This window comes from Streptomyces sp. NPDC051567, assembly GCF_044454165.1.
Lineage (GTDB): Bacteria > Actinomycetota > Actinomycetes > Streptomycetales > Streptomycetaceae > Streptomyces.
Window position 1 is genome coordinate 15,205 of the sequence record NZ_JBITDK010000047.1, and the last position, 12,119, is coordinate 27,323.

A 12,119-nucleotide genomic window follows, 5' to 3' on the forward strand; every position below is an offset into this window, starting at 1 on the left:
CGACGCGGCCCGGCCCGGCGCGGCGCACGGCCGGAGCCGGTCTCAGGCGGCCGTGGCTCCCGGGCCGCCGGACGGTCGCCGACCCGGCCGGCGGCCCGGTCCGGCGGGGCCGATTCCCTTACGGGGTACGGCAATTGCGGTGACGATGATTCCTTCCCTCACGCGCCAGCCGCCGGTGAAAGCGGACAGCTGAATGCCGTCCACGAACGGGCCCGGCGCCAGCAGTGCGGCGGTGAAGGTCCCGGACTCCGGGTGGACGGTGACCGTGGCTGCCAGAAAATCCAGCACCCTTCCCGTCAGGGGGTGCCAGGCCTTGAAGACGCTTTCCTTGGCGCTGAAGAACAGCCGGTCCCAGCAGATGTCCGACCGGTGGGCGTTCAGCCGGGCGATTTGATCACGTTCCTCGGCATGGGTCACCTTTTTGAGAATGCGCACGTTGGGTAGCGGACTATTCGGTTCCGCATCCACTCCGATGGTGGCCAGATCGGCCGAGCGGGCCACGGCGGCGGCCCGATATCCGGTGCAGTGGGTCATGCTGCCGACGATCCCGGCGGGCCACCGGGGGGCGCCGTGCATCCCGGGGAGTATGGGCGTGGGGGCGATTCCCAGCCGCCCCAGTGCCTGCCTCGCGCAGACCCTCACGGTCGTGAACTCGCGGCGCCTCTTGTCCACCGCCCGGGCGACCACCGCCGCCTCCACCGGGAACATCGAGCTGGTCGGGGCGTCGCCGAGAGCCTCGACCGTCTTCACCCGCACCGGCAGCAAGTCCCCTATCACGCGGGCCCCCCTCGCTGATCGTGTCAGCCATTGATCGGCTCATGCGGACCGTACAGCACGATAAGCGGCCGAAAAAACACCCTTAATCCGGAAGAGGAACATCCTATTCCGGATTAAGGGGAGATGGATGTGCGTTGCCTTCCTGCCACCTTGGCCTGTACTTGACTCTGGCGAGAAAGTTTCTTTACTCTGCGGGTGATCATCACGTCGACAAACGTGCAGGCAAAAAGGGAGACCCATGTACGACGTTATCGTTGTCGGTGCGCGATGTTCCGGATCGCCGGTAGCCATGCTGCTGGCCCGCCAGGGACACCGTGTGCTGATGGTCGACCGGGCCTCGTTTCCCAGTGACGCCGTCTCGACACACTACATTCACCAGGCCGGCCTTTCGCGCCTCAAGGACTGGGGTCTGCTCGACGAGGTCATCGCCGCGAAAACCCCGGCCATCCGGAAAATGAACTTCTCCTACCGGGGAATTCACCTGAACGGATTCGCCGACCCCATAGACGGGATCGACGCGGTGTACTGCCCGCGCCGGACCGTGCTCGATGAAATTCTCGTGAACGCGGCCCGTCGTGCCGGCGTCGAGGTCATCGAGGGCTTCACCGTCTCCGGACTGGTGACCTCCGACGGTCAGGTCACCGGCATCCGGGGCCGCGAAGGCGACGGCCCGGAGCGGGAGTTCCGCTCGACCATCGTCGTCGGCGCGGACGGATTCCACTCGACGGTCGCCAAGGCCGTGGGCGCCGAGCTGTACAACGTCCGCCCCGCCTCGGGGTTCATCTACTACTCGTACTTCAGCGGCGTCGACTTCGGACTCCACCACAAGACCGGATTCAACGAGCGCTGGATCGGTACCTGGCCGACCAACGGCGACGTCACCATGCTCGCCACGATCTGCACCCGCCGGCAGCTCAAGGAATTCCGCCAGGACGTGGACAACAAGTTCCAGGCGGCGTTCGACGACGTCGCGCCGGAGCTGGGCGAGCAGCTGCGCGACCAGGGCCGGCGCGAGGAGCCGTTCCGTCCGATGCGCTACCCGGACAACTACTACCGTCGCGCCTACGGGCCCGGCTGGGCGCTGGTGGGCGACGCCGGATACCACAAGGACCCGTTCACGGGCTGGGGCATCACGGACTCGTTCCTGCACGGTGAGATGCTCGCCGCGCGCATCCACGAGGGCCTGTCCGGTGAGCGGATCATGGAGGACGCGCTCGCCGAGTACAACAAGGTGCGCGACGAGGAGAGCGCGGGAGTCTACGACTTCACCACGACCCTCGCCGAGCTCACCCCGCTGCCGCCGTTCTTCGAGACCGTGATGAGCGCCCTCAGCACCGACCAGGGGTGGACCGACAAGATGCTCGGCCTGATCGCCGGCGGCGTCGAGGACCACGAGATCTACTCCCCGGAGAACCTGAAGCGTCTCTACGACGACGCGGGTGTGCCCGAGGACAAGCGCCTCTACGAACCGTCCTGACCCGACACACCGACAGTCGTCCGGCCGCCTCGCCCCGAGGCGAGGCGACCGGACGGCTCACTCACGGCTGACGACAGCCGTCGCAACCGAGCCGACGTGGTGGTCCGCGACCGCCAGCTCGATGTATCTCACCCCGGGGGAGCCACCGTAATGACGCGCGCGTCCAGCATGTTCGACCTCATCGGCGAGCAAGACGAGGAACGGCCGTACTTCGAGACCGGCGGGGTCGGCAGGTCGCACGAGTTCTACACCGGCGAGGAGCAGTACCGCCGGGAGATGTCCCGCATCTTCGGCCGCCGCTGGCTGCCGGTCGACCACGTCTCCCGGCTGAAGGAGAAGGGCGCCTACACCACGCTCAACATCGGTACCGGCTCGGTGCTGCTGATGCACGGCGACGAGGGCATCCAGGCGTACCACAACTACTGCCGGCACCGCGGTTACAAGCTGGTGGAGGAGGCGACGGGCAAGCGGCAGAGCATCGTCTGCCTCTACCACTGCTGGGTGTACGACCGCAACGGCAAGCTCAAGAGCTTCAACGGCACGTACTTCGACAACTTCTTCGAGAAGGAGAAGAACGGCCTGGTGCCCGTCCGGACCGAGATCCGGTTCGGCATCGTCTTCATCGCCTTCTCCGACGACGCCCCCGACCTCGACGCCTCCCTCGGCAAGTTCGGCGAGTTCGCGCGCGTCTACGAGCTGGCCGAACTGGAGTGCGTACAGGCGAAGGACTACCCGGTCGCCTCGAACTGGAAGCTCGTCGCCCACAACGTCAACGAGAGCCTGCACTTCCCCACGGCCCACAAGGACCTGCACCGGATCACCGACTTCGACGACGCGGGCACGTACGACCTCGAAGGCGACATCATCGGGGCCTGGCAGTCGCTGCGCGCCGGCTACAACTCGGTCTCCATGACCGGGCACAGCCGCAGGACGCCGATGCCGAAGGTCCCCGAGGGCGACAAGAACAAGATCAACTGGATCACGATCCTGCCGAACCTGCTCTTCGGGTTCACCGCCGACTACGTGATGATGCAGTGGGTCTGGCCCGAGAGCCCCGGCACCTGCTTCGTCCGCCACTTCTGGCTGTTCCACCCGGACGAGACCGCCGAGAGCGACTTCTCCCACGAGGCCGTGTTCGCCCTGTGGGACAAGGCGAACTACGAGGACTGGGAGCTCTGCGAGCGCACCCACCGCGGCCTGTCCAACCCCATGTGGGCCCCCGGACAGCTCTCCCTCGACGAAGAGGTCGTCTCCCAGATCGACTCCTGGGTCGCCCAGGAGACCGCCGGGAACGACGGGAGCGCCGACGCCCCCGCCATCGGCTCCGGCTGCACCGCCGACGCCGACTCCGACTGCACCGCCGCGCCGGTCACGTCCGCCCGGACCGAGGGATGAGCATGTCCACGAACTGCTACCTCATCGGCGGGACCCGGGTCCTCGTCCAGTGCGCGGCCAAGCTGGCCGACGCGGGCGTACGCATCGAGGGAATCCTCAGCGACGACGCGGCCGTCGTCGCCTGGGCCGGCGAACGCGGCATCCCGGTGCTCGACCCCCGGGGCGACCTGGTGGCCCTGCTCTCCGGGCACCCGTTCGACTACCTGTTCAGCATCGTCAACTTCCGCATCCTGCCCGGCGAGGTACTGGCCCTGCCCGCCGTCGCGGCGGTCAACTTCCACGACGGCCCGCTGCCCCGCTACTCCGGCAGCAACGTCGCGGCCTGGGCCCTGTTCGAGGGCGCCCGCCGCCACGCGGCGACCTGGCACCTGATGACGGAGGCCGTGGACGCCGGCAACGTCCTGCTGGAGCGCTGGTTCCCCGTCCGCGCCCACTCCACGGCACTGTCCCTGACCTACGAGACGGCCGAGGTGGGCATCGAGCTGTTCGACGGCCTCCTCCCGCACCTCGTGGCGGGAACCCTTCCCGACCCCGTCGACACCGGGGACCGCGAACGGCGCTTCTACCGCAGGTCCGACCGGATGGCCTCGGGCGGCATCGTCCACGCGGGCACCTCGGCGGCCGAGGCGGAACGGATCTCCAAGGCCCTCGACTACGGATCGTTCCCCAACCCCCTGGGCGTACCGGCCCTCGTCACCGAACTGGGCGCCGTCTTCACCCAGCAGGTCAGGGTGGTCCCCCGGGAGAACCGCCGCCCCGGCACGACCGTCGTGTCGGTGACCGACTCGGCCCTGACGCTCTCCGCCCCCGACGCCGACCTGATGCTGAGCGACTTCACCGCCGTCGACGGCTCCACCCTGAGCGGCCACGCCGCCGCACAGCGCCTCGGCATCACCAAGGGCGCGGCCCTGCCCCCGGTGTCCGAGGAACGGCTGGCCGCCATCGCCGCCGCCCAGACCCCGCTGCGCGCGCACGAGCCCTGGTGGCGGGAACGGCTCGGCGACCTGCGCCCCGCACCGCTCCAGGCCGACGACTTCAGCGCCGCCTCCGCGCACTACGGGCGGTACGCACTCGCGTTCATCCCCGGCTCGCACACCGAGACGACCAGCCTCGTCGGGGCGTTCCTGGCGGTACTCGCCGAACGCATGGGCGAGCAGACGTTCGACTTCGCGTGGTCGACCTCGGCCGCGCGCGCACGGGCCGAGGAGACCCACGGCCTCACCGCCTCCCGGGTCCCGGTCCGGTTCGACGCCGCCGACACCCGCGCGCTCCCCGTGAAGCTGGCCGAGGCGACCGCGAAGCACGGCTACACCACCGACCTCGAAGTACGCCTCGGGTCCGCCCTGCGGACCCCGGGCTCCGACACCTTCACCCGGATCATGGTCCTGCAACGGGGCGGCGACGACGAGGAGGCGTCCGTCGAGCCGGACACCGAGATCGCCCTGCTCTGCCTCGCGGACGGGCCCCCCACGATCTTCATCCGCGAAACCGCCATGGGCGAGGACGAAGCACTGGACTTCACCGAGCGGGTCGAGGACGTCGCCCTCGGCGTCCTCCTGCTCGGCGAGGACACCCCCGCCCCCGCCACGGCCCCCGTCGCGACCGGGGCCGCCGCCGCAGACCCCACGCACGGGACCGACCCCGCCGACGGGACCGACCCCGCGGCGCGGCGCCCGGCCGGCCCCACCGTCCTGGACCTGGTCGCGGCCGCCACGGCCGCCCGGCCCGACGCCACGGCCGTCCGCAGCGGGGACCACCACCTCAGCTACACCGACCTGGACTCCTGGTCGGCCGCCATCGCCGCCCGCCTGTACGAGCAGGGCGTCGAAGCAGGATCGGTCGTCGGCGTCCTGCTCGGCCGCGGCCCGCAGCTGATCCCCGCCATGCTCGGCATCCTGCGCACCGGCGCCGCGTTCCTGCCCCTGGACCCGGACTACCCCGTGGAACGGCTGAGCCGTTACGTGGACGTCTCCCGCTGCGAACTGATCCTGACCGACGCGCGGACCCACCCGCTGGGCACCTCGCTGGGCGAAACCCTGCGGGTGCCCGAGCCGGACGGCTCGGCCCTGGCGGTGCCGCCCCTCGTCGGCGGCGACGACCTGGCGTACGTCCTGTTCACGAGCGGTTCGACCGGCGACCCCAAGGGCGTGGAGGTCGAACACGGCGCCCTGGAGAACTTCCTCACCGGTGTCGGCGACCGGCTGGGCTCGTCCGCCACGGACGTGATGCTCGCCCACACCACGACCGCCTTCGACATCTCCCTGCTGGAACTGCTGCTGCCGCTGACGGTCGGCGCCACCGTCGTCCTGGCCTCCCGCGCGGTGGCCCGCGACCCCCACCGGCTCGCCGAACTCATCGGCGAGGTGAACGTCGCACAGGCGACACCGAGCATGTGGCGGCTGCTGCTGGGCACCGGCTGGACCCCGCACCCGGAACTCACCGTCCTGTCGGGCGGCGAGGCCCTGCCCCCGGCCACCGCCGAGCCGCTGCACACCTCCTCCCGCGCGCTGTGGAACCTGTACGGGCCCACCGAGGCGACCATCTGGGCCTCCTGCCACCGCGTCGAATCCGTCGGCACCTACCTGCCGCTCGGCGACCCGCTCGCGCGGATGAGCCTGCACATCCTCGACGCGGAACTCACGGAACGCCCCGACGGCACCCCGGGCGACCTCTACCTCTCCGGCGCCGGGCTCGCCCGGGGCTACACCCACCGCCCGGACCTCACGGCCGACGCCTTCCGCGTCCACCCCGTCACCGGCGTCCGGCTGTACCGGACGGGCGACGAGGCCCGCCGGCACCCCGACGGCGGGATCGAGTGGCTGGGCCGTGCCGACGCGCAGGTCAAGATCCGCGGCAACCGCATCGAACCCGCCGAGATCGAGCGGGTGCTCGAAACGTACGAGGGCGTCAGCGCCGCGGTGGTCGTCGCCGCCCCGTTCGAGGGGCGCGGCGAGCCGCGTCTGACCGCCTACCTGGTCGTGGACGGCACCCCCGCCAAGTCCGACCTGGACGAGTTCGTCGCCAGGACCCTGCCCGACTACATGGTGCCCGGCGCCTACGTGCGCCTGAACGCGATGCCGCTGACCGACAACGGCAAGACCGCGCGGGCCCGGCTGCCCCGGCCGACGCGCGACAACATCATCCGCTCGACCGCCGCGCCCGCGGCCCCGCGCCCGGAACGCGCCGCGCCCGTGACACGGGAAGCCCTGGTGGACACGGTCGCACGCGTCTTCGCCTCCGCCGTCGGGCAGGAGGTCTTCGAGGCCGGCGACAGCTTCTTCGACCTCGGCGGCGACTCCGCCAACGTCGTGCTCGCCGCGACCGCGCTCGGCCGTGAACTCGGCACCGAGGTGAGCCCGTCGTCCATCTTCGCCACCGGCACACCGGCCAAGCTCGCCCGGCTGCTCCAGGCGGAAGGCGTGGTGCCCGAGGCCGAGGCGGAGCCGCAGGCCGAGCCGCCCCGCGCGGTGGAACGCGCGGCGGAGCCCACCGAGGCCCCGCTCCCCACGGACGCGACCGTCACCTCCACGTCTGTTACCTCCGCAGCCGTCGCGGACGTGACCGTCACCTCCGCGACGGCCCTGGCCCCGGCCCCGGCCACTACTGTGACGCCCGCAGCCGAACCGGTCCGGTCCCCGAGCCCGTCCCGCAGGAGCGACGACGCCATCGCCGTGATCGGCATGGCCTGCCGCTTCCCCGGCGCCGCCACCCCCGACGAGTTCTGGGCCAACCTCGCGGCCGGCGTCACCAGCGTCGGCGCGGCTCCGGCCGGACACCGGGGCTGGGACCACCTGTGGTCCGGCATCGACGAGGTGGACATGGGATGGGTGGACGGCGTCGAGCACTTCGACGCCGCCCGCTTCGGCCTTTCGGACCGGGAGGCCCGCCGCCTCGACCCGCTCCAGCGGATTCTGCTCAGCGTCACCGACGAGGCACTCGAAGGCAGCGGCCACGACCGCACCTCCCTCGGCGCGAACACCGGAGTCTTCGTCGGCACCATCGCCAGCGACTTCCCCGGACTGATCGCCGGCAGCGTCGGCCACAGCGACCCGCACACCGCCACCGGCAGCGCCATCTCCATGGTCGCCAACCGGCTGTCCCACGTCTTCGACTGGTCGGGCCCGAGCTTCGCCGTCGACACCGCCTGCTCCTCCTCGCTGGTCGCGCTGCACCAGGCCGCGATGCACCTGCGGGCGGGAGACGTGGACGCCGCCGTCGTCGGCGCCGCGAACCTGGTGCTGACCCCGGACAAGACCCTCTCCTTCACCCGCAACGGCATGCTCTCCCCGCAAGGGGTCTGCCGGGCCTTCGACGAGGGCGCCGACGGCTACGTACGCGGTGAGGGCTGTGGTGTCCTGATCCTCAAGCGGCTCTCCGACGCCGAGCGCGACGGGGACCCCGTCCTGGCCGTGGTGCGCGGCACCGCCGTCAACCACACCGGCGCGAGCGCCGGCTTCCTGACCGCGCCCAGCAGGACCGCCCAGGAGGCGGTCATCCGCAAGGCACTGGCCACGGCCGGTGTCCCCGAGGGCGGTCTCGGCTACATCGAGGCGCACGGGACCGGCACCCAGCTCGGTGACCTCATCGAGCTGGAAGCACTGCAGGCCGCGCTGGGCGGCACGGCCGCCGGTGAGGTGACCGTCGGATCGGTCAAGACGAACATCGGCCACCTGGAGCCCGCGGCCGGGATCGCCGGACTGATCAAGACGATCCTGGCACTCCAGGCCCGGCACATCCCGCCCTCCCTCAACCTCACCACCCTCAACAAGTCCTTCCGCTTCGAGACCTCGCCCCTGCGGGTCGCCGACCGGCTCCTCCCGTGGTCGGGACCGCTGGTCGCGGGCGTCAGCAGCTTCGGCTTCGGCGGCGCGAACGCGCACGTCGTGGTCGAGGCGGCGGCCCCGGCCCCCGCCGGGACGGCCACCGGGCCCAGCCTGCTCACCCTCACCGCGGGCTCGGGCGAGTCGCTGCGCACCCTGGCGGCCCGGCTCGTCCGGCTGCTCCGTTCCCCGCACTGCCCGCCGCTGGGCGCACTGGGCGTGGCGAGCCGACGGCGCCCGGCGCAGGCGCACCGGCTCGCCTGCGTGGTCGACACGGTGGAACAGCTCGACGACAAGCTGAGCCTGTTCCTGGCGGGAGTGACGGACACGCGTTCGCTGTACGTCGGCGTCACCGACGGGACGAGCGGGACGACCCTGTCCCCCCTCGGCGACGCGGCCGGCCGCGACGTCCTCGACGAGGCCGCCCGCCGGTTCGCGGCGGGCCAGGACCTCGCACCGGAACACCGGAGCGCGGGGGTGCGTTTCCCCACCGCCCCGCACGACGAGAAGTACCTGTGGCTGGAGCCCGCGCAGACGGAGCCCCTGCCCCAGACCGTCACCCCGGCCACCGCCCAGGCCCTTGCCCAGGCCCCTATCCCGGTCGTCGCCCCGGCCGCCCTTCCGGCAGCGGACGTACGCGCCGAGGCGCAGGCCGAGCGTCCGTCGACGCTCGCGTGGACGGACCACCCCGAGGCCGCCGAGCACGTGGTCCTCGGCGACCCGACCCTGCCGGGGTCCGGATACCCGGGCAAGGTCGCCGAGCTCCTCGGCCGTGACCGCTTCGGCCTGCGGGACCTGACCTTCCGCGCGGCCGTACGGGTCCCCGCGACCCTCACCGCCGAACGCGACGGCACGGCCGTGGTGTTCCGCGACGCCGTCGGCGCCATGGTGTGCACCACGGAGGTGACCGACGCCGCACACCACGAGCCCGCGCTCACGCCCCCGGCCTCCGAGGACGGCTTCACCCCGGTCGCGCTCGACGCGATGTACCGCGCCTTCGACCGCGACGGCCTCGCATACGGAGCGGGCTTCCGCTGCGTCACCTCGCTGACCACCGCGCCGGGACAGGCGATCGGCACGCTGACCGCCACCGCCACCGCCACCGCGTCGTCCGACGGCGGCCCGGTGGACGCCCGGCTGCTCGACGGCGCGTTCCAGGTGGCGCTCGCCGCCTGCGGCGCGGAGGGACTCTACGTCCCCTTCACGATCGAACGGCTGACCGTGCTCGGCCGGCTCTCGGCATCGGCGCGCGTGTACGCCCGCCGGGAGCGGGGCAGCGCGCCGGACTCCGGCCTGCTGACCGCGAGCCTGGTGGTGTTCGACGGCTCCGAGCGCGTGCTCGAAGCGCGTGGCGTGACCTGGAAGCGCATCTCGCCCGCCCGCCCGGCGGCCTCTCCGCAGACGGGTACGGCCCAGGGCGGGGCACGCCCCCAGGCACCCGTGACCCCGGCACCCGTACTCCCGGCACCCGCCCGGAGCAACGGGAGCGCCCCGGCGTCCCCCGGCGGCTCCACCGCGCTGGGCCCGAAGGTCGCGCAGTGGGTCGCCCAGGCGCTGGAGATCGACGTCGAGGCACTGGAGCTGGACCGCCCGCTCCAGGAGCAGGGACTCGACTCCATGCTGGCCGTCTCGCTGGCACAGGACATCCGGTCGAAGCTGGGCGTCGACATCCCCGTGACGCTCGTCCTGGAGACGGGAACCGTCGACAAACTGGTCGCCGAACTGCGCGACGAGTACGACGTCACCTCGGCGCCCGCACCGGCCGCCGTGCCCGCACCCGTGCCCGCACCCGTCCAGGCCGAGGCACCGGCCCCCGCCGCTCCGGCCGTCGCCCCTGCCCTCGCACCCGAGGTGCCGGCGGCACCCGAGGCGGTCCGGACCCCGGCCCCGCCCGTCACGGCAACACCGGTTTCACCGGCGACCGCCGTCGCCGAAGCCGTCGCCGACCGCACCGGTGCCGACCGGCACGACATCGCCATCGTGGGCGTCGACGGAGTCTTCCCGAACGCCGGCAGCACCGCGGAACTGTGGCGCGTACTCATGGACCGCGAGGACTGCCTCCAAGAGGTGCCGGAGGACCGCTGGGACATCGACGCCTACCACTCGGACGATGCGGAACCCGGCACCGTGTACCTGCGACGGGCCGGCTTCGTCAAGGACCTGACCTCGTTCGACGCGGGTTTCTTCCAGATCTCGCCCGCCGAGGCACGGTGGATCGACCCCCAGCAGCGCCACCTCATCCAGTCCGCCTGGCGGGCCCTGGAGGACAGCGGCCTGGCCGGAAGCGCGCGGGAGCGATCCGTGGGCGTCTTCGTGGGCGCCAGCTACCAGCACTACCGGGACCAGGTCGTCGGAGACGTCGTCCAGACACCCGCCGGCCTCGGCAACCACAACGCGATCCTCGCCAACCGGCTCAGCTACTTCCTGGACCTGCACGGTCCGAGCATGACGATCGACACGCTGTGCTCGTCCTCGCTGGTCGCGTTGCACACCGCCATCCGCAGCATCCGCGACGGCGAGTGCGAACAGGCCCTCGTCGCCGGTGTGCACATGGCCATGTCCCCGCAGTATTTCCAGCTCGGCTCCCGGCTCAGGTCGTTCTCACCGACGGGCTCCCTGACCTCGTTCGATGCTTCGGCTGATGGGTTTGTGCCGGGTGAGGGTGTGGTCACGGTGGTGGTCAAGCCGTTGGTGGACGCGTTGCGTGACGGTGACCGGATTCGGGGTGTGATCAGGGGGAGTGCGGTCAATCATGGTGGTCGTACGAGTGGGTTGACGGTTCCCAGCAGTGGTGCGCAGCGTGAGGTGATCGCGGCGGCGTTGAGGGACGCGGGTGTGGGTCCGGAGTCGATCCAGATGGTGGAGGCTCACGGTACGGGTACGTCGTTGGGTGATCCGATCGAGGTGGAGGGGCTCACGCGTGCGTGGCGTGAGTATACGGACCGTTCTCAGTTCTGTGCGATCGGTTCGTTGAAGTCGAACATCGGTCATCTGGAGCCGGCGGCTGGTCTGGCGGGTCTGGTGAAGGTGCTTCTGGCGATGGAGCACGAGGTGATTCCGCCGACGTTGCACGTGAATCGGCCCAATGATCACATCCGGTTCGAGGACACGCCGTTCTATGTGGCTGACCGTCCGGTGGCCTGGCCGCGCACGGGGACGCCCCGCCGCGCCGCCGTCAGCGCCTTCGGCATGGGTGGCGTGAACGCGCACGTGGTACTGGAGGAACCGCCTGCCGTTCCGGCACGGACCTCGCTGGCACAGGAGAGTTTTGTGTTGCGGGTGAGTGGGGCGAGTGAGGGTGCGGTGCGTGAGTTGGCTGCTGGGTATGCGGGTGTGCTGGCTGGTGTTCCGGATGGTGTGGTGGGGGATTTCGTTTATACGGCGAATGCGGGGCGTGCGTCGCATCGGTTCCGTGTGGCGGTGTCGGGTGGTTCTGGTGGTGGGTTGTCGGCTGCGTTGAGTGTGGTTGCCGCCGGTGGTGGTGTGTCGCGGTTGGTGAATGTGCCGGCGTCGTGTGTGTTCCTGTTCACGGGTCAGGGTTCGCAGTATGCGGATATGGGTCGTGGGTTGTACGGGTCGGAGCCGTTGTTCCGTGAGGTGCTGGACGAGTGTGGCGGGTTGCTGGCGCCGTATGTGGATCGTCCGTTGGT

The 12,119-nt window shown here is 71.0% G+C and carries 4 protein-coding genes; 3 read left to right on the forward strand and 1 reads right to left on the reverse strand.

Going from position 1 to position 12,119, the window contains the following annotated elements; translation table 11 throughout:
• Nucleotides 1–42: 42 nt before the first annotated feature.
• Nucleotides 43–777 carry a 4'-phosphopantetheinyl transferase gene (locus ACIA5F_RS29835; protein WP_399358372.1) on the reverse strand — a complete coding sequence of 245 codons (735 nt, stop codon included), beginning with the start codon at nt 775–777 and terminating at the stop codon, nt 43–45.
• Between the two features lie 238 nt (nt 778–1,015).
• Here ACIA5F_RS29835 and ACIA5F_RS29840 point away from each other — a divergent pair, with 238 nt between their 5' ends.
• The 3 genes from ACIA5F_RS29840 to ACIA5F_RS29850 form a co-directional block, all read left to right on the forward strand.
• The gene (locus ACIA5F_RS29840) at nt 1,016–2,254 is read left to right on the forward strand and encodes an NAD(P)/FAD-dependent oxidoreductase (RefSeq protein WP_399358374.1); all 1,239 of its coding nucleotides are present in this window, start codon (nt 1,016–1,018) and stop codon (nt 2,252–2,254) included.
• A 150-nt stretch (nt 2,255–2,404) separates the two neighbouring features.
• Nucleotides 2,405–3,649: an SRPBCC family protein gene (locus ACIA5F_RS29845; RefSeq protein WP_399358376.1), complete on the forward strand. Its 1,245-nt coding sequence runs from the start codon at nt 2,405–2,407 to the stop codon at nt 3,647–3,649.
• Nucleotides 3,646–12,119, forward strand: an 8,474-nt coding sequence (locus tag ACIA5F_RS29850; RefSeq protein ID WP_399358378.1) for an amino acid adenylation domain-containing protein, incomplete at its 3' end; no start/stop codon positions are given. The genes ACIA5F_RS29845 and ACIA5F_RS29850, both read left to right, overlap by 4 nt.

Excerpts from the sequence above, each read along its gene's own strand:
- ACIA5F_RS29840 (WP_399358374.1), top strand. The coding sequence starts at position 1,016 with ATGTACGACGTTATCGTTGTCGGTGCGCGATGTTCCGGATCGCCGGTA.
- ACIA5F_RS29845 (WP_399358376.1), top strand. The coding sequence starts at position 2,405 with ATGACGCGCGCGTCCAGCATGTTCGACCTCATCGGCGAGCAAGACGAG.